Annotated in this window: 12 protein-coding genes and 1 pseudogene; 8 read left to right on the plus strand and 5 right to left on the minus strand. The window is 60.5% G+C overall.

The window, feature by feature from the left end; translation table 11 throughout:
• Window positions 1-7: 7 nt before the first annotated feature.
• The 3 genes from topA (at window position 8) to D8U71_RS20170 (ending at window position 3650) form a co-directional block, all read left to right on the plus strand.
• Window positions 8-2641: a type I DNA topoisomerase gene (topA, locus tag D8U71_RS20160; RefSeq protein ID WP_016775493.1), complete on the plus strand. Its 2634-nt coding sequence runs from the start codon at window positions 8-10 to the stop codon at window positions 2639-2641.
• A gap of 144 nt (window positions 2642-2785) precedes the next feature.
• Window positions 2786-3310, plus strand: coding sequence for a DUF6586 family protein (locus D8U71_RS20165; RefSeq protein WP_125927773.1), 525 nt, complete (start codon window positions 2786-2788; stop codon window positions 3308-3310).
• A 106-nt stretch (window positions 3311-3416) separates the two neighbouring features.
• On the plus strand, window positions 3417-3650 hold the full coding sequence (locus tag D8U71_RS20170) for a hypothetical protein (protein ID WP_003226592.1): 234 nt from the start codon (window positions 3417-3419) through the stop codon (window positions 3648-3650).
• 96 nt (window positions 3651-3746) lie between these two features.
• Here the strand turns inward: D8U71_RS20170 and sulA are convergent, their stop codons facing one another.
• Entirely contained in the window at window positions 3747-4220 is a 474-nt protein-coding gene (gene sulA / locus D8U71_RS20175; protein ID WP_024013637.1) for an SOS-induced cell division inhibitor SulA, read from the minus strand.
• Window positions 4221-4230: 10 nt separating this feature from the next.
• Entirely contained in the window at window positions 4231-4839 is a 609-nt protein-coding gene (lexA, locus tag D8U71_RS20180) for a transcriptional repressor LexA (RefSeq protein WP_016775490.1), read from the minus strand.
• Window positions 4840-5068: 229 nt separating this feature from the next.
• On the opposite strand from lexA, the gene D8U71_RS20185 reads away from it, so the two are divergent.
• The 4 genes from D8U71_RS20185 to D8U71_RS20200 all read left to right on the plus strand — a co-directional run bounded on the left by D8U71_RS20185 (window position 5069) and on the right by D8U71_RS20200 (window position 10998).
• Window positions 5069-5776, plus strand: a complete 708-nt coding sequence (locus D8U71_RS20185) for a TetR/AcrR family transcriptional regulator (RefSeq protein WP_016775489.1) — start codon at window positions 5069-5071, stop codon at window positions 5774-5776.
• Between the two features lie 170 nt (window positions 5777-5946).
• Window positions 5947-6945 (plus strand): beta-N-acetylhexosaminidase, encoded by a 999-nt coding sequence (nagZ, locus tag D8U71_RS20190; protein WP_177434164.1) that lies wholly within the window; start codon window positions 5947-5949, stop codon window positions 6943-6945.
• Between the two features lie 12 nt (window positions 6946-6957).
• Window positions 6958-7695, plus strand: coding sequence for an S-methyl-5'-thioinosine phosphorylase (locus tag D8U71_RS20195; protein WP_130888528.1), 738 nt, complete (start codon window positions 6958-6960; stop codon window positions 7693-7695).
• Between the two features lie 9 nt (window positions 7696-7704).
• Window positions 7705-10998, plus strand: a complete 3294-nt coding sequence (locus D8U71_RS20200; RefSeq protein WP_130888529.1) for a DEAD/DEAH box helicase — start codon at window positions 7705-7707, stop codon at window positions 10996-10998.
• Between the two features lie 123 nt (window positions 10999-11121).
• On the opposite strand, the gene D8U71_RS20205 is transcribed toward D8U71_RS20200, so the two are convergent.
• From D8U71_RS20205 to mfd, 3 genes are read right to left on the minus strand one after another with little or no spacing between them, the layout of a single operon-like run.
• Window positions 11122-13812 (minus strand): DEAD/DEAH box helicase, encoded by a 2691-nt coding sequence (locus tag D8U71_RS20205; RefSeq protein WP_130888530.1) that lies wholly within the window; start codon window positions 13810-13812, stop codon window positions 11122-11124.
• 11 nt (window positions 13813-13823) lie between these two features.
• A complete protein-coding gene (locus D8U71_RS20210) occupies window positions 13824-14390 on the minus strand; it encodes a CsiV family protein (protein ID WP_130888531.1) in 567 nt (188 codons plus the stop codon).
• A 10-nt stretch (window positions 14391-14400) separates the two neighbouring features.
• The gene (mfd, locus tag D8U71_RS20215; protein ID WP_024013632.1) at window positions 14401-17850 is read right to left on the minus strand and encodes a transcription-repair coupling factor; all 3450 of its coding nucleotides are present in this window, start codon (window positions 17848-17850) and stop codon (window positions 14401-14403) included.
• Window positions 17851-18204: 354 nt separating this feature from the next.
• Here mfd and D8U71_RS20220 point away from each other — a divergent pair.
• A pseudogene (locus D8U71_RS20220) lies at window positions 18205-18701 on the plus strand (glyceraldehyde-3-phosphate dehydrogenase); the annotation flags it as partial.

Consider the following 18701-nt stretch of genomic DNA (forward strand, 5'->3'; position numbering starts at 1 on the left):
CTGATCCATGGGCAAATCGCTGGTCATTGTGGAATCCCCGGCTAAGGCCAAGACCATCAACAAGTATCTGGGTAACCAATACGTGGTGAAGTCGAGTATCGGCCATATCCGAGACCTGCCCACCAGCGGTTCGGCTAGCGCCAGCAAAGAGCCAGCCGCCAAGCGCGGCAAGGCTGCTGCGGGCGAAGGTCCGGTGCTCTCGCCGAAAGAGAAAGCGCGCAAGCAGCTGGTCTCGCGCATGGGCGTCGATCCCGAACACGGCTGGAAAGCCCAGTACGAGATCCTCCCGGGCAAAGAAAAGGTCATCGAAGAGCTGCGCCGGCTCGCCAAGGATGCTGACACCATCTATCTCGCAACCGACTTGGATCGCGAGGGGGAAGCCATTGCCTGGCACCTGCGCGAAGCCATCGGTGGTGATGACAGCCGTTACAAGCGCGTGGTGTTCAACGAGATCACCAAGAAGGCGATTCAGGAAGCCTTCTCCGAGCCGGGCGAGCTGGACATTGATCGTGTCAACGCTCAGCAGGCGCGTCGTTTCCTCGACCGCGTCGTCGGCTACATGGTCTCGCCGCTGCTGTGGGCCAAGATCGCCCGTGGTCTGTCCGCCGGTCGCGTGCAATCGGTTGCCGTGAAACTGGTGGTCGAGCGTGAGCGCGAAATCCGTGCGTTCAATCCCGAAGAATACTGGGAAGTGCATGCCGATCTCGGCACTGCCAAAGGCTCGACCGTGCGTTTCGAAGTGGCTCGCGAAAAAGGCGAAGCCTTCAAGCCGCTGAACGAAGCCCAGGCCATGGCTGCGTTGGAAAAGCTCAAGTCCTCCAGCTACAGCATCGTCAAGCGCGAAGACAAACCGACCAGCAGCAAGCCGTCGGCGCCGTTCATCACGTCGACCTTGCAGCAGGCTGCGAGCAACCGCCTTGGTTTCGGCGTGAAGAAAACCATGATGATGGCCCAGCGTCTTTACGAAGCCGGCTACATCACTTACATGCGTACCGACTCGACCAATCTCTCGGCCGACGCCGTGGCGATGGCGCGCACTTACATCGAGGACGAATTCGGCAAGAAGTACCTGCCGGAAACGCCGAACGTCTACAGCAGCAAGGAAGGCGCGCAAGAGGCTCACGAAGCGATTCGTCCGTCCGACGCTAACACCACGCCGAGCAAGCTGGCGGGTATGGAGCGTGATGCCGAGCGTCTGTACGAGCTGATCTGGCGCCAGTTCCTCGCCTGCCAGATGCTGCCGGCGCAGTACCTGTCGACCACCGTCAGCGTCGGCGCTGGCGACTTCGAACTGCGCGCCAAGGGCCGTATCCTCAAGTTCGACGGTTACACCCGGGTGATGCCGCAGATTGCCAAGCCTGGCGATGATGACGTGCTGCCGGACATGGCCCAGGGCGATGTGATGAAGCTGATCAAGCTCGATCCGTCGCAGCATTTCACCAAGCCACCGGCGCGTTACTCCGAGGCCAGTCTGGTCAAGGAAATGGAAAAGCGCGGCATCGGTCGTCCTTCGACCTACGCTGCGATCATTTCGACCATTCAGGATCGCGGTTATGTGACCCTGCACAACCGTCGTTTCTACTCGGAAAAGATGGGCGACATCGTCACCGAACGTCTGTCCGAGAGCTTCTCCAATCTCATGGACTACGGCTTCACCGCGGGCATGGAAGAGAACCTCGATGACGTGGCGCAGGGCGAACGCGACTGGAAAAACGTGCTCGACGAGTTCTACGGCGACTTCAAGAAGAAACTCGAAGTTGCGGAAAACCCGGACAGCGGCATGCGCGCCAACCAGCCGGTCATGACTGACATTCCGTGCACCACCTGCGGTCGTCCGATGCAGATTCGTACCGCATCGACTGGCGTGTTCCTCGGCTGCTCGGGCTACAGCCTGCCGCCGAAGGAGCGCTGCAAGGCCACTGTCAACCTGGTGCCGGGCGATGAAATCGCAGCGGACGACGAGGGCGAATCGGAATCGCTGGTACTGCGCGGCAAGCATCGCTGCCCGATCTGCAGCACGGCGATGGACGCCTACCTGCTGGACGAAAAGCGCAAGCTGCACATCTGCGGCAACAACCCGGATTGCGCCGGTTACGAAATTGAAGAAGGCAGCTATCGCATCAAGGGCTATGAAGGTCCGAGTCTGGAATGCGATAAGTGCGGCAGTGAGATGCAGCTCAAGACGGGCCGTTTCGGCAAGTTCTTCGGTTGCACCAACCCGGAGTGCAAGAACACCCGCAAACTGCTGAAAAGCGGTGATGCAGCGCCGCCGAAGATGGATCCGGTGAAGATGCCTGAGCTGAAATGCGAAAAGGTCAACGACACCTACATCCTGCGCGATGGTGCGTCCGGTCTGTTCCTGGCCGCCAGTCAGTTCCCGAAAAACCGCGAGACCCGCGCTCCGTTGGTGATCGAGATTCTGCCGCACAAGGACGAGATCGATCCGAAGTACCACTTCCTGTGCGAGGCTCCGCAAAAGGATCCTGACGGTCTGCCAGCGGTCATCCGCTACAGCCGCAAGACCAAGGAGCAATACGTACAGACAGAAGTCGATGGCAAACCGACAGGCTGGAAGGCGTATTACGACGGTGGCAAGTGGACTGTTGAAGACAAGCGCAGCGCAAAGGCCAAGGCTGAGTAAGCGCTAGTCTGAACAGCGAAAAGGCCGCATGAAACCTTGGGGGTTTCATGCGGCCTTTTTGTTTTGTGCTTGCGCTGGCATTGGTTGATCCATGACACTGCCGGGCCTGTGTGAAGCAATTATTTCGTTGTGGAGGCTGCCGTCATGGCCCACGAACTCTATACCCGCACCAACCAGAAGATCTATTTCGCTGGGCTGTCACTCGAAGCTCTGGCTCGTGCTGAAGAAGGGCGGGCGATGAATTCTCTGGCGCTGATCCAGGCCGGGCGTGAGTCGGCGTTGTTCCACCTATACGGCGCGCTGCTGGGCTTGTGTCATGAGATCGCTGGCTTTTATCGTCTGCCGCAGGCCAATTCGCCGAGGGCGGAGGAGTTGCTGAGGCGCGAAGTGCTGGAATCGATAGCGATCCCGGAGCTGGCGGAAATGGTCGAGCTGGCCGGTAATCCGGAAACCTGGCTGGCGAAACTGCTGGCGGCGCACGCAGCACTGTTTCAGCCACCGAGGGCGCCACGCAAGCCGAAAGGCGACGTGACGCAGCCGCTGATCCAAGCGATTAATCTTGATGAAGAAGAGTCGCCACAAGAGCTCAGTCGAGATGAGCTGGAGAGCTGGCGGCAGAACCTCAAGGGCCTGGCCCTGCGTTTCCGGGAAGGCTTGAACGAGTGCTGAGGTAGTTTGGCGCAGTGGCAATCTGAAACATGCTGCTGGTCAAGATCCTGAGCGAAGCTCGAATGATGTCTATATAATCGCTGCCTTTCGTGGAGAACAGACCTATATGCCAACGTCCTTTCTAGAAATTGTCGAGTTACCAGACGGCCGAATCGAACTGCGCAGGGCTGAGGACGAAGGTTCTCTGGTGACGCTGGATTTCTCCGAGGATGCCAAAGCGTTCCTGCAGGGCCAGCACGTTGAAATCGCCAAAGCGATGTTGAGCGTTGGCGTGCAGATGGCGGGTCGTATGGTTGAAGGCGAGTTTGATAAGGAAGAGGGGCCGCGGGTTCTTCATTGATTCACGCTTTGGCCTTTTCTCGGTCGCTTGCGCTTCAGATCGGCTTCTCTGTCCCTGGAGAAGCCCTGCGCTTCACACAGCGCGCATTACCATCAATCAACCCAAACGAATGTTCAGGCTCTGCGCTTCGCCCGTACGCGCGGCGCTGATCAGTTGTTGCCGCGAATTGGCATTCAACGGGTTTAGCCATGTCACCACGGTGTGGCTGCGACCCAGTCGCAACGCTTCGCACGCCAGTTGCTGAGCACTTTGAGTGCCGCGCGGTTGCAGCAGAAGAATGCGTTCGCGATTCAGGCCGGCATCGCGCAGCCAGGTTTGCGTCAGACTGGCGGGTGGGGCGATCAGCGTCAGCCAGCGAGCATCCTGATCCTCGCTGAGCTCACGCAGGATCGGGGCGAGCAGGTTCAGGCAGTTCCCGGCCGCACCGCGCAGTGATAGCTCACTGAAGGCGTCAGGTTTGGCGTTCCAGTCACGCTCGACCACGTCTTTGAGGATCGGCGCTAGCGGCTGCGCCAGAAACGCTTCAAACAAAGGCAGTTGTGTTTGCTGAGGTGTGTGTGGGAACTGCATGGAGCCTCCTTTAGCGGCGAATGACGCCGACACTCAAGCCTTCGATCACCAGTTCCTGATCTTTCAGGTCGACTTCGATAGGGGCGAACTCGGGGTTTTCAGCGATCAGCCAGACCTTGCTGCCTTCACGCTTGAAGCGTTTGACCGTCACTTCGTCGCCGATACGCGCAACCACAACCTGGCCGTTACGCGCTTCGCGGGTGGTATGTACTGCCAGCAGGTCGCCGTCGAAGATGCCGATATCCTTCATGCTCATGCCGTGCACACGCAACAGGTAGTCGGCGCGAGGATGGAAGAAGGTCGGGTTGATGTTGCAGGATTCTTCGATGTGCTGCTGGGCGAGGATCGGCGCGCCGGCAGCCACTCGGCCAATGATCGGCAGGGTGGAATCATCGGCCTTGGCTTCGAAGCCGGGAATACGGATGCCGCGAGAAGCACCTGGGGTCATCTCGATCGCGCCCTTGCGGGCGAGGGCCTTGAGATGTTCTTCCGCCGCATTTGGCGATTTGAAACCCAGTTCCTGAGCGATTTCCGCACGGGTGGGCGGATAGCCGTTGTCTTCGAGGCAACGTTTGATGAAGGCCAGAATCTCGGCTTGGCGTGGCGTCAGCTTTAGCATATTGATCGCTCTGTCTTTTTATACAGTGACTGGGATTATATACAGTGAAGCAGTCTTGGCAATGGGCGTTTTTTTGCCGCCCGCCGAGCGGTCGCGAAGGGCGCTTATTAATGCTGGCGCCTTGTGTGGTTAAATAGCTGACCGACCATTCCCAAAACGAACCGGCAGGCTTGACAAGGCACAGGCTGAAACGTATGTTTCAAACAAGTGTTTGTCAGGCGGAGTAGCCATGGCCCAGTCGGAAACCGTTGAACGCATTCTTGATGCTGCCGAGCAGTTGTTCGCGGAGAAAGGATTCGCTGAAACTTCATTGCGTTTGATCACCAGCAAGGCTGGCGTCAATCTGGCTGCGGTGAATTATCACTTCGGCTCGAAAAAGGCGTTGATTCAAGCTGTGTTCTCGCGCTTCCTCGGTCCGTTCTGCGTGAGCCTCGATAAAGAGCTGGAGCGCCGTCAGGCCAAGCCTGAGAACAAGCCGACCCTCGAAGAGTTGCTGGAAATTCTCGTCGAGCAGGCGCTCGTCGTGCAGCCCCGCAGCGGTAACGATCTGTCGATCTTCATGCGTTTGCTCGGCCTCGCGTTCAGCCAGAGCCAGGGCCACTTGCGGCGTTATCTGGAAGACATGTACGGCAAGGTGTTTCGCCGCTACATGCTGCTGGTCAATGAAGCGGCGCCACGCATTCCGCCGATCGAACTGTTCTGGCGCGTGCACTTCATGCTTGGCGCCGCTGCGTTCAGCATGTCCGGGATCAAGGCCTTGCGCGCGATTGCCGAGACCGATTTCGGCGTCAATACCTCCATCGAACAAGTGATGCGCCTGATGGTGCCGTTCCTCGCTGCCGGCATGCGCGCCGAAACCGGCGTCACCGATACAGCCATGGCCAGCGCGCAATTGCGTCCGCGCAGCAAATCCATGCCGGTCGCCGCCAAGGTTTGACCGCGCACGGGTGGGCGCGGCAGCTGGTATCCGCTAAGCTAGCCGGCCATGCCGACTCTCGTACTGAACCCGATCTGCATGAATTCTGCTGACCGTCCGGGCATTGCCCACGGTAGCGATTGCGCGCAGATCGGGTTTTTCGTTTTCAAGGAATCTCTATGACTGCTGGCCTGCAAGGCTCGTTGATGGTGGACGTCGCCGGTACCTGGCTGACGGCCGAAGATCGCCAATTGTTGCGTCAGCCCGAAGTGGGCGGCCTGATCATTTTCGCCCGCAACATCGAGCATCCACGCCAGGTACGCGAACTGAGCGCCGCGATCCGCGCGATTCGCCCGGATCTGCTGCTGGCGGTGGATCAAGAGGGCGGGCGCGTGCAGCGTCTGCGTCAGGGTTTCGTCCGTCTGCCAGCGATGCGCGCCATCGCCGATAACCCGAATGCAGAGTATCTCGCCGAGCAATGCGGCTGGATTATGGCCACCGAAGTGCTGGCGGTCGGGCTCGATCTGAGTTTCGCCCCTGTATTGGACCTGGACTATCAGCGCAGCGCTGTGGTCGGTACCCGTTCCTTCGAAGGCGATCCCGAGCGCGCAGCCTTGCTCGCTGGTGCATTCATTCGCGGCATGAACAGCGCCGGCATGGCCGCCACTGGCAAACATTTCCCGGGCCACGGCTGGGCCGAAGCAGACTCCCACGTGGCGATTCCGAACGACGAGCGCAGTCTCGACGAAATCCGCGCCAATGATCTGGTGCCCTTCGCCCGTTTGAGCAAGCAGCTGGCCGCCGTCATGCCGGCCCACGTCATCTATCCGCAAGTCGACTCGCAGCCCGCCGGTTTCTCCCGACGCTGGCTGCAGGAGATCCTGCGCGGCGAGTTGCAGTTCGACGGCGTGATCTTCAGCGATGATCTGTCGATGGCCGGCGCCCACGTGGTCGGCGACGCTGCCAGCCGCATCGAAGCCGCGCTGAGTGCCGGTTGCGACATGGGTCTGGTGTGCAACGACCGCGCGGCAGCCGAGCTGGCGTTGAGTGCCGCCCAGCGTATGAAGGTCAAGCCTTCCGCGCGCATCGCGAAGATGCGCGGGCAGGCCTTCGCCAGCACCGATTATCGTCAGGACCCGCGTTGGCTCACCGCCCTCGGCGCGCTCAAAGACGCTCAACTGATCGATTAAGGATTTCTCGTTATGACCGTTTACGCAATCATCGGTGGCACTGGCCTGACTCAGCTCGAAGGTCTGAGCATTCGCCAGTCGCTGGCAGTCGACACCCCGTACGGCGCGCCTTCGGCCGAGGTGCAGATTGGTGAGTACGCCGGCAAGGAAGTGTTGTTCCTCGCCCGTCACGGTCACCCGCATCGTTTCCCGCCGCACAAGGTCAACTACCGCGCCAACCTGTGGGCGCTGAAGCAGGCGGGTGCCGAAGCGATCATCGCCGTGAATGCAGTGGGCGGGATTCATCCGGCCATGGGCACCGGGCATTTCTGCGTGCCGCACCAGATCGTCGACTACACCAGTGGGCGCGAGCACACCTATTTCGCCGATGATCTGGAACACGTCACCCACATCGATTTCAGCTTTCCCTACAGCGAGCCGTTGCGTCAGCAACTGATTGCCGCGGTCGCCGCCGAAGGCTGCGAATACAGCGATCAAGGCGTGTACGCCTGCACCCAGGGTCCGCGTCTGGAAACGGTCGCCGAGATCGTGCGACTGGAGCGTGACGGCTGCGACATCGTCGGCATGACCGGCATGCCGGAAGCGGCGCTTGCCCGTGAGCTGGAACTGGATTACGCCTGTCTGGCGCTGGTGGTGAATCCTGCAGCCGGCAAGACCACCGAAGTCATCACCATGGCTGAAATCGAGCAGGCCCTGCACGATGGCATGGGCAAGGTGAAATCAACGTTGGCCCGAGTGCTGGCCAGCTAAGGACTGTCCATGAGCATTTTCATCGAGCGGCTCAAAGGGCTGACATGGACCCACGCATTCAGTAGCAAGGCGTTGGCCAAGGCCCGCGCTTATGCCGCCGATGACCGGGTCGAGATCCTCGAGATCGATGACAGGAAGATAGAGGCGTTCTGCGTCGGATCGCAACTTCAGGCGTATGAGCAAACCATTTACCTGTCAGAAGATCGGTTGGGATCGGTTAGCTTGCGATGCCTGTGCAGCTGTCCGGTTGCACTGGACTGCAAGCACAGCGCGGCGGTGATCTATCACCTGCTGGGCACGGGTGAGGATGCGTCTGGAAGTGACGCGCAGACCCCGTTGGGACGAGCGCTGGAGCATTGGCTTTCAACAATTCCCGTGCCGGCCAAGCCCGCTGAAGAAAGTGCGCAAACCGCAGGTACGCGTCTGTTTTACAAGCTCAAGCCGACGTCTGCGAACGGCAAGTGGCTGCTGGATATTTTCAAGGTCTACCAGCTCAAGAGCGGCGAGTTACGCGAAGTCAAACCGATGTACTCGCTCGCGGAAATGCTCATGCGCCAGCCCGGCTACCTGTCCGAGCTGGATCTGCGCATCGCCCGGCTGTTGGTCGCCATGCATTCCCATCACGCCTATTACAGCGGCTATCCGCTGGAAGGCAGCAGTGGCGCCGAATTGCTGGAAATGCTCCTGCGCACCTCGCGGCTGTTCCTCGATTTCGAAGACCTGCGAGCGCTGACACCGGGGGCGAAACGCGTGGGTCAGTTCTCTTGGGCTGAGCAGGCTGACGGCGGATTCCGCGCGCAGTGGAACAGTGCCGAAGCCGCGCAGGAAACCGTGCTGGCGCTGGAGCCGCTTTATTACCTTGATCGTGAGCAGCGCCAGGTTGGCCCGCTGTTCACTGAGCTGGAAGAAAAGCTCGCCTGCCATTTGACCCTGGCGCCAGACATTCCGGCGCGTCAGGCCATGCAGTTCAGCCATCGCATGAGCGCGGCGACCCAAATTGCGCCACCGCACAAGCTCACCGAACGGATCATCGATGACGTGCTGCCGCAGCCGCAATTGACCCTGGTCAGCGGTCGAGAACGCTCGCGCTGGGAATATGTGCTGGAGCACCGCGCCGCTCTGCTGTTTACCTACAACGGTCATCCGGCGTTGGATCGCAACCCGGAAGTGATGATCCTCAACGGCAGCGAAACCCAGCGCATTCAGCGTCAACCGGCGCTGGAAAAGAAGCTGCGCCAGAACCTGCAAAAACATGGCTTCAAGAAAGCCACGCGCAAGAGTGCAATGGATCGTCCTGGCGAGATGTTTACCTTGCCGGATGATTCCGCCTGGCTCGGGTTCATGCACGAAGGGCTGGCCACACTGCGCGCCGCAGACTGGAAAATCGAGATCAGTCCCGGTTTCCATTTCGATGTACAACCGGTTGAGCAGTGGTACGCCGAGGTCGAAGAAGAGGCCACGCATCAGTGGTTTGATCTGCAGTTGGGTATCGTCGTCAACGGCGAGCGCTACAGCTTGCTGCCGATTCTTCTGCACCTGTTGCGGACCCAGCCGCGCTTGCTCGACCCGGTCAATCTGGCGCAGCGCAGCGATGATGAAAAAATCCTGATCGAGCTCAAGCCCAGCGGTTTTGGCGAGCCGGCGGGCGCCAAGGTCGCGTTGCCGCTGAGTCGGGTCAAACCGTTGATGGCGACGCTGGGCGAGTTGTACCTGGGCGGCCATCAGGGTGATGCGCTGCGCTTGACCGCTCCAGACGCCGCGCGTCTGAGTATGCTCGATGGCGTGCCGCTGGATTGGCAGGGCGGCGAACGTCTGCGCACTTTTGCCAAGCGTCTGCAGAATTCCAGCCACGCCCAGGTTGCTGCGCCGGCCGGCCTCAATGCGCAACTGCGCCCGTATCAGCTCGAAGGCCTGAACTGGATGCAGACCCTGCGCGAGCTGGAGGTCGGCGGCATTCTGGGCGATGACATGGGCTTGGGCAAAACTTTGCAGACCCTGGCGCATCTGCTCACGGAGAAACACGCCGGGCGTCTGGACTGTCCGGCACTGGCGGTGATGCCCACCAGCCTGATTCCCAACTGGCTCGACGAAGCCGAGCGCTTCACGCCGCAGTTGAAAGTCCTGGCCCTGCACGGCACCGGGCGGCAAAAGGACTTTGCCAATCTGGGCGAATACGACTTGGTGCTGACCACTTACGCATTGCTGCCCAGGGATCTGGAAATCTTGCAGCCGCAGTCGTGGAGCGTGCTGATTCTCGACGAAGCGCAGAACATCAAGAACCCGCTGAGCAAAGCCGCCCAGGCCGCGCGTGACTTGCAGGCCCGTCAGCGCTTGTGTCTGAGCGGTACGCCGCTGGAAAACCACCTCGGTGAGCTGTGGTCGCAGTTCCATTTCCTCATGCCCGGCTGGCTCGGCGACAGCAAATCCTTTAACCGCGATTACCGCACACCGATCGAGAAGCACGGCAATGTGCAGCGCATGCAGCACCTGACCGCGCGCATCAAGCCGTTTTTGCTGCGACGCAAGAAGGATCAGGTCGCCACCGAGTTGCCGCCGAAAACCGAGATCATCCACTGGGTCGAACTCAGCGATGGTCAGCGCGACGTCTATGAGACGGTGCGTGTGGCGATGGACAAAAAGGTCCGCGACGAAATCGCCCGCAGTGGCGTGGCGCGCAGTCAGATCATCATCCTCGATGCGCTGCTCAAACTGCGCCAGGTCTGCTGCGATCTGCGCCTGGTCAATATGCCGCTGACGGCGAAGGCGTTGCGCTCGGGCAGCGGCAAGCTGATCAGCGTGATGGAGATGCTTGAAGAATTGCTCGGCGAAGGTCGGCGCATTCTGCTGTTCTCGCAGTTCACCTCGATGCTGGCGCTGATCGAGCAGGAATTGCAGCAACGCGGGCTTGGCTACTCGTTGCTGACCGGCGACACCACCGATCGGCGCACGCCGGTGAGGGATTTCCAGGGCGGCAAGGTGCCGTTGTTCCTGATCAGCCTCAAGGCCGGGGGCACTGGTCTGAACCTGACGGCGGCGGACACGGTGATTCACTTCGATCCGTGGTGGAACCCGGCGGTGGAGAATCAGGCGACTGATCGGGCGTATCGCATCGGGCAGAACAATCCGGTGTTCGTCTACAAGTTGATTGCCAAAGGCACCGTCGAAGAGAAGATCCAGGCGTTGCAGCAGGAGAAAGCGGCGCTGGCCGGGGCGGTACTGGAGGGTGGCACGACGGGCGGATTCAAACTGGAACAGAGTGATATCGAGGCGCTGTTTGCGCCGTTGCCGGCTTCCAGAGATTGAAGGGTTTGAATCGCGGTGTGGCCATTCGCGAGCAGGCTCGCTCCCACATTTGATCTTCAGTGAATCTGGATCGTGTGGGAGCGAGCCTGCTCGCGAAAAGCTATCTAACCAGCAACGCCGCTTTCAGCGCTTGTCGATCTTGTCCGGCAACGGCGCAAACAGCGCTTCAATATCATCGCTCTGCAATTTCCAGTCCCCGGCCTTGCGCCCATCGAGCACGCCCGCTGCCAGGTCGGACTTTTCCTTCTGCAGGTGCTGAATCTTCTCTTCCACCGTGCCCCGGGCAATCATCTTGTAGACGAACACCGGTTTCTCTTGGCCGATTCGATAGGCCCGGTCCGTCGCCTGATTCTCGGTTGCCGGGTTCCACCACGGGTCGTAGTGAATCACCGTATCGGCTTCGGTGAGGTTCAAACCGACGCCACCGGCCTTCAGGCTGATCAGGAAGATCTGACGCGTACCGCTCTGGAATTCCTTCACCGGTGTGCGCCGGTCACGGGTCTGGCCAGTGAGAAGGGCGTAAGCGATCTTGCGTTTTTTCAATTCCTCTTCGATCAATGTCAGCATCGAAGTGAATTGCGAGAACAGCAGAATCCGCCGGCCTTCTTCGAACAGTTCCTCAAGCATTTCCATCAGGCTGTCGAGTTTGCCCGAGGTGCTGCCGCGTGCGGGCAGGGTGGCGTCGTTGACCAGGCGCAGATCGCAGCAGACCTGGCGCAGCTTGAGCAATGCTTCGAGAATGATGATCTGGCTGCGTGCCACGCCTTTGCGAGTGATCTCGTCACGGACTTTCTTGTCCATCGCCAGGCGCATGGTTTCGTACACGTCGCGCTGCGCTTCGTTGAGTTCGACCCAATGGATGATCTCGGTTTTCGGCGGCAGCTCGGTGGCGACCTGCTCTTTGGTGCGGCGCAGCAGAAACGGTTTTATCCGACCGTTGAGGTGTTGCAGTCTGACTTCACTGCCGCGCTTTTCGATCGGCACACGGTAATCGGCATTGAAGCTTTTCACGTCGCCAAGCCAGCCCGGCAACAGGAAGTGGAACAGCGACCACAGCTCGCCCAAGTGGTTTTCCAGCGGCGTGCCGCTGAGGCACAGGCGCTGGCGCGCGTTCAGCTCGCGGGCGGCCTGCGCGGCTTTGCTGTTGGGGTTCTTGATGTATTGCGCTTCGTCCAGCACCAGCACGTGCAGCGGCTGTTTGGCCAGGCGCTCGAGGTCCTTGGGCAACAGGGCGTAAGTGGTGAGGATCAGGTCGAAGTCGGCCAGATTGTCGAAGTGTTTCTTGCGCGTGGCGCCATACAGGGCGAGCACTTTCAGCTGCGGAGTGAAGTGCGCCGCCTCATCGAGCCAGTTCGGAATCAGGCTGGTCGGCATCACCACCATGCACGGACGATCGAGGCGTCCGGCGTTCTTCTCGCTGAGAATATGCGCCAGGGTCTGTAGGGTTTTGCCCAGGCCCATGTCGTCCGCGAGAATGCCGCCGACTTCGAGTTGTCGCAGCGATTGCATCCAGCTCAAGCCTTCAAGCTGATACGGGCGCAGCGTTGCGTTCAAGCCTTGCGGCGCTTGGGCGCTGAAATCGCGGATGTCGCGCAGGCGCTGGGCGAAGGTGCGCATCTGCTCGCCGCCTTCCCACAACAGCGGCAGGCCTTCCAGCGAATTGAGCCGGGTGGCGTCAGCCTTGCTCAGGCGCAGGGTGGTTTCGCCCGGCTCCTGCAAATAGAACTCGCCCAGCGTCATCAATACCGGCTTCAAGCGACCGAGCGGCAGCGCCACTTGCAACGGCCCATGCTCGCTGGTGCGTTGCGGAATGTTCACCAGAATCAGCTCGTCATCGCGACGACGGGCGAGGCGTTCCGGGTTGAGGATCTCGGTGTGCGAGCGCATCAGATTCAGCAGGATCGGCAGCAGGCTCAGGCGCTCGCCGTTGACGATGATGCCCAGTTCCAGATCGAACCAGTCGCGCTCCGGCGCCTGTTCGACGGTGGCGTACCAGTCGTCGACGGCGGTCAGGTCGAAACCGAATTCCTCATCGATCTGCAACTCCCAACCCTGGCTGCGCAATTTCGGCAAGTCATTGAGCGTGAAGGTCAGCCAGGCGCTGTCGTTGACCATCTCGTAGAGTTCGCCGGCGCTTTCCGGCAGGGCTTTGCTCTGCCGGGTGGCGATGCGGAAACCGAGGATGCGCAACTGTTCGCGGTAGGACTGTTCGACATCCGGGTGGCGTTTTATCCGCAGGGTCTGCGCTTCCTGACGGATCAGGATATCGCTGTGTTTTTGCCCGCTGACGTATTCGTCCAAATAGCTGAACGACAGCGCCGCGCGGTGCTGAATGTAGCGCTGCATCTTGCCGTTGCGCGGCTCGAAGGCGCTGAACTCGACGCTCGCCAGCCACAGGCGCGGCACCGGCTGCACGTTGTCCACCAGCACTTGCGGTGGCGCTTTCGGGCTGCGGTTTTCCAGTACGGCCTGGAGTTTTTCCAGCAGCTCGGCATCTTTCGCGGCGGCGGGATAGTCGAGGGTTTCCTGGATTTTCAGCAGCACCGCCGCGCAGTGTTTGCAGTTGCTGCGCACCGGACAGGTGCAGGTGGCGTCGACCAGCAACAGCGTCGCTTTGGCTGACTCGCGCAGATGGATGGTCTGCCGGTAGACACTGCCGCCGGAGCCTTCGCAACTGGCGGTGATGGTCGCATCGCCGACCTGGGCGATGCGCACCCGATTCTCCAAAGCGTAGCGGCGGCCGCGCTCCAGACTCTGTTCTTTGAATCGGCTGACCCACGACGGGGCCAGCGGTTTGCTCAGGGGCGGCGGCATAAGGACTTCGATCAGTCCGGCACGACTTCAGGCGCTTCGCGAGGCGCTGGCGCGGTCAGGGAAGTGATCTTGATCAGCAGGGCCAGATGACCGTTGTCGAGGTAATTGAGCTGGCCGTTCTTGGTGTGGCTGTCCTGACGCAGGCGCTCACTGGCGGTGACCAAGCCATTGGCGTCGATCTGATTGACCCAGAAATCGGCGGTCACGTCGGTGAAGCGGCCGAGTTTCATTTCCAGCGTGCCCTCGATCGGGAACTGGCCGAACTGCTCCTGACCTTCGCTCACCGCGACTTTCGCCGGCGCTTCGCCGAGGCTCTGCTGCCAGGCCTTGTGCATCAGCACGGTGTACTCGCCGCTGGCGGTGAGTTTGCTCACCACATCATTCAGCGCTGGGGTGCGCTGGCTGTCGCTGCCCAGACGCTGGGCGCCTGCGGCCCAGTCTTCCGGGGCGGCGCGGCTGACGATGGTCGGGACAGCATTCTGGCGCACCAGGATCATTTCGACCTGATACGTGTCATCGGCAAACGCCGTCGGTGCTGCAAGTGCAAGCAACAAAGTCAGAGAGCGGAACAGGCGCATCGGGCGTCCTTCAAGCGGATTTCGGGATGAGACGCTCAAACAGCGCCTCGACAGTATTGAAACGTTCTTCCGGGCGCTCCATCGGCACCTGGAATTTAAACATCGTCGCGCCTTCGAACTTGTAGCGCTTGGGCTGCGTCTGGATCAGCTTGATCAGGGTCATCGGGTCAACCGGCGTCTGCGCTTCGAACTCGATACGTCCGCCTTGCGGCCCGCCGTCGACTTTCTTGATGCCGAGCTTTTCCGCCTGCAATTTCAGCGCGGTGATCCGCACCAGGTTCTTGGTCGGCTCCGGCAACAGGCCGAAGCGGTCGATCATCTCCACCTGCAGATCCTTGAGGCCTTCCTCGTCGGTGGCCGAGGCGATGCGTTTATACAGAATCAACCGCGCATGCACATCCGGCAGATAATCTTCCGGAATCAGCGCCGGCACCCGCAGATTGACTTCCGGGCCGCCGCCCAGCGGTTGATCGAGGTTCGGCTGCTCGCCCTTGCGGATCGACTTCACCGCGCGCTCGAGCATTTCCATGTACAGGGTGAAACCGACGGCCTGAATCTGCCCGCTCTGACCATCGCCGAGCAGTTCGCCGGCGCCACGGATTTCCAGGTCGTTGGTCGCCAGGACGAAACCGGCGCCGAGGTCCTGGGTATTGGCGATCGCTTCCAGACGCTTTTCCGCGTCGGAAGTGATCTGCTGGCGCGGCGGCGTCAGCAGGTAGGCGTAAGCCTGGTGGTGACTGCGGCCGACACGACCACGCAACTGGTGCAGCTGGGCCAGACCGAACTTGTCGGCGCGTTCGATGATGATGGTGTTGGCGCTCGGCACGTCGATGCCGGTCTCGATGATGGTCGAGGCGATCAGCACGTTGAAGCGCTTGTGGTAGAAGTCGCTCATCACCTGTTCGAGTTCACGTTCGCGCATCTGCCCGTGGCCGATACCGATGCGCGCTTCCGGCACCAGTTCGGCGAGGTCGGCGGCGCATTTTTCGATGGTCTTCACATCGTTGTGCAGGTAGTAAACCTGACCGCCACGCAGCAGTTCACGCAGCAGGGCCTCTTTGACCGTGCTCTTGTTCTGTTCCATGACGAAGGTGCGCACCGACAGGCGACGCGCTGGCGGCGTGGCGATGATCGACAGATCGCGCATGCCCGACACCGCCATGTTCAGCGTGCGCGGAATCGGCGTCGCAGTCAGGGTGAGGATGTCGACTTCGCTGCGCAGGGCCTTGAGCTGTTCTTTCTGGCGTACGCCAAAACGGTGTTCTTCGTCGATGATCACCAGCCCGAGGTTTTTGATCTTCACGTCGTCGGACAGCAGCTTGTGCGTGCCGATGACAATGTCGATCTTGCCTTCCGCAAGATCGGCGATCGCCGCGTTGACTTCCTTGGCCGATTTGAATCGACTCATCACTTCGACCGTCACCGGCCAGTCGGCGAAGCGGTCGCGGAAACTGTTGTAGTGCTGCTGGGCGAGCAGGGTGGTCGGCACCAGAATCGCCACCTGACGACCGCCGTGCACGGCGATGAACGCGGCGCGCATGGCCACTTCGGTCTTGCCGAAGCCAACGTCGCCGCAGACCAGCCGGTCCATCGGTTTCGGCGCGAGCATGTCTTCGCGTACCGCCTCGATGGTCGCTTGCTGATCGGGTGTTTCTTCGAACGGGAAACCGGCGCTGAAGGTGGCGTAATCGGCCTTCGGGTCGGCGAAGGCGTAACCTTCACGGGCGGCACGACGGGCGTAAATGTCGAGCAATTCGGCGGCGACGTCACGCACCTGCTCGGCGGCTTTGCGCTTGGCTTTCTGCCAGGTTTCCGAACCGAGGCGGTGCAGCGGCGCGAGCGAGTCGTCGCTGCCGGTGTAACGTGCGATCAGGTGCAGGTTGGCTACCGGCACGTAGAGCTTGGCGTTCTCGGCGTATTCGAGGGTGAGGAATTCGGCGGCCTGATTGTCGATTTCCAGAATCGTCAGGCCCAGATAACGCCCGACGCCGTGATCGATATGCACCACCGGCGCGCCTTCACGCAGTTCGGTGAGGTTCTTGATTACCGCATCGTTGCTGACGTCGCTGCGCTTCTCGCGGCGGCGACGTTGCATGACCCGTTGGCCGAACAGCGGGCTTTCCGCCACCAGTGCCAGCGCCGGGTCGTCGAGCAGCAGACCTTCGTCGAGCGGGGCAATGGTGATCGCCAGACGATCCTTGCTGGCAACGAAGTCTGGCCAGCTGTCGACGGTTTTAGGCCGCAACTTCAGGCGTTCCAACAGTTCCAGCAGGACTTCGCGACGACCCGCCGATTCGGCGGTGAACAGCACGCGACCGGGGAATTCTTCGAGGAAGCCGGCCAGCGCCGCCAGCGGTTGCGTGGCCTTGGCTTCGATGGCCAGGTCCGGCAGCGCATGGGCCGGGAAGCGCTCACGGCCGACGCCGCTTTCAACGTCTTGCTGACTGGCGACGACTCGCGGCCAATTCTTCAGGCGCGCGAAGCAATCTTCCACCGGCAGGAACAGTTCGGCCGGTGGCAATAAAGGACGCGAAGGATCGACGCGGCGTTCTTCGTAACGATTGCGCACGTCGTTCCAGAAGTTTTCCGCCGCTTGCTCGATGCCCGGCAGCGAAAACACTTGTGTGTCCTGAGGCAGGTAATCGAACAGCGTCGAAGTTTCGTCGAAGAACAGCGGCAGGTAGTACTCGATGCCGGCCGGGGTGATACCGCTGCTTAAATCTTGAAAGATCGGGCAGCGGCGAAAATCGACGTCAAAGCGCTCACGGAAACGCGCCTTGAAACGGGTGACTGCGTCTTTCTGCAACGGAAACTCGCGGGCCGGCAGCAGCTTCACCGACTCGACCTTGTCGATCGAACGCTGGGTTTCCGGATCGAAGGTGCGCAGGGTTTCGATTTCGTCATCGAACAGGTCGATGCGATACGGCAGTTTGCTGCCCATGGGGAACAGGTCGATCAGCGCGCCGCGTACGGTGAACTCGCCGTGCTCGTACACCGTGTCGACATAGCGATAGCCGCTGGCTTCGAGCCGCGCGCGCATCTGTTCGACGTCGAGCTTCTGGCCGATGTCCAGCACCAGGCTGCTGCCGAGGAGGAATTTGGTCGGCGCCAAGCGATGCAAAGCGGTGGTGATCGGAACCACCAGCACGCCGTGGGCCAGTTCCGGCAGGCGATACAGGCTGGCGATGCGCTGGGAGATGATGTCCTGGTGCGGCGAGAACAGGTCGTAGGGCAGGGTTTCCCAGTCGGGGAAATGCAGTACGGGCAAATCCGGGGCGAAGAAACTCAGCTCCTGTTCCAGCCGTTCGGCGCTTTGGCTGTCGGCGGTCAGCAGCAGGGTAAAGCGCTTGGCAGCGCTGGCAGCCTCGGCAATCGCCAGGCTGAGGGCGGCACCGGGCAGATTGCCCCAGTGCTGTTTACCTGCTTCGGCAGGGAGTAGCGGTAGACGCAGAACAGGCACGGAAGGTTGAGCTCCAGGCGTTGCGACAAAGTCGGTAATTGTAGCGGCCTCCGGTGCCGCCTGTCAGTTGTAGACTGCGTCTATCTTCACGGTTTGGACGAAATGTAGTGGTAACCATAAAAACGAGCACTTTTTTCATGGTTATGTAGTGCCGAAACCGGGTGGTGTTACGGAGGGTTACAGACATCGTCTAACAGTCGTCGAAAAATTGACTGCGCTGAAAGCCCCGGTTTTACTGGGCTGGAGAAAGGCGTAAATTTTTTGAACGGGAATTTGTTACCGATTGCGCGACAAGCGCGCATTGCTGAAAGGGCTTGTCGGCGGCATAATGTAGCCCCTTTTTTCTGCCCCTACATGTGGAAGGTTACCGTGACTCAGAAGCCCGACCAGTGTCTTGGTGAATGGATCGACCGTGAAGCACTCGCAGAAGCGATGATCCCGCTTATCGGTCAGCTCTACCGCAATAACAACGTGGTTAGCTCGATCTATGGCCGCAGCCTGATCAACCAGTCTGTCATCGCGATTCTCAAAGCTCACCGCTTTGCTCGCCACCGTTCTTCGGACGACAGCGAACTCTCCGTCCACGAAACATTCCCACTGCTCAAGGCCATGAGCGAGCTCAAGCTCGGCGCGGCGTCGGTGGATCTGGGCAAGCTGGCGTTCAAATTCCGCAATGAAGGCAACGGCCGCAGCGCCGAGCAGTTCGTGCGTGAAGAGATGGCTGACGTGGTTGGCCAGCAGAACGCTTCGGCCCGCAAAGGCACCGACGTTGTTCTTTACGGCTTCGGTCGTATCGGCCGTCTGCTGGCGCGCATCCTGATCGAGAAAACCGGTGGTGGCGACGGCCTGCG

This window comes from Pseudomonas sp. Sample_21 (genome assembly GCF_004307525.1).
Lineage (GTDB): Bacteria > Pseudomonadota > Gammaproteobacteria > Pseudomonadales > Pseudomonadaceae > Aquipseudomonas > Aquipseudomonas atacamensis.

Excerpts from the sequence above, each read along its gene's own strand:
- D8U71_RS20195 (WP_130888528.1), top strand. The coding sequence starts at position 6,958 with ATGACCGTTTACGCAATCATCGGTGGCACTGGCCTGACTCAGCTCGAA.
- D8U71_RS20205 (WP_130888530.1), bottom strand. The coding sequence starts at position 13,812 with ATGCCGCCGCCCCTGAGCAAACCGCTGGCCCCGTCGTGGGTCAGCCGA.
- D8U71_RS20200 (WP_130888529.1), top strand. The coding sequence starts at position 7,705 with ATGAGCATTTTCATCGAGCGGCTCAAAGGGCTGACATGGACCCACGCA.
- lexA (WP_016775490.1), bottom strand. The coding sequence starts at position 4,839 with ATGCTAAAGCTGACGCCACGCCAAGCCGAGATTCTGGCCTTCATCAAA.
- D8U71_RS20170 (WP_003226592.1), top strand. The coding sequence starts at position 3,417 with ATGCCAACGTCCTTTCTAGAAATTGTCGAGTTACCAGACGGCCGAATC.
- D8U71_RS20210 (WP_130888531.1), bottom strand. The coding sequence starts at position 14,390 with ATGCGCCTGTTCCGCTCTCTGACTTTGTTGCTTGCACTTGCAGCACCG.
- topA (WP_016775493.1), top strand. The coding sequence starts at position 8 with ATGGGCAAATCGCTGGTCATTGTGGAATCCCCGGCTAAGGCCAAGACC.
- D8U71_RS20185 (WP_016775489.1), top strand. The coding sequence starts at position 5,069 with ATGGCCCAGTCGGAAACCGTTGAACGCATTCTTGATGCTGCCGAGCAG.
- sulA (WP_024013637.1), bottom strand. The coding sequence starts at position 4,220 with ATGCAGTTCCCACACACACCTCAGCAAACACAACTGCCTTTGTTTGAA.
- D8U71_RS20165 (WP_125927773.1), top strand. The coding sequence starts at position 2,786 with ATGGCCCACGAACTCTATACCCGCACCAACCAGAAGATCTATTTCGCT.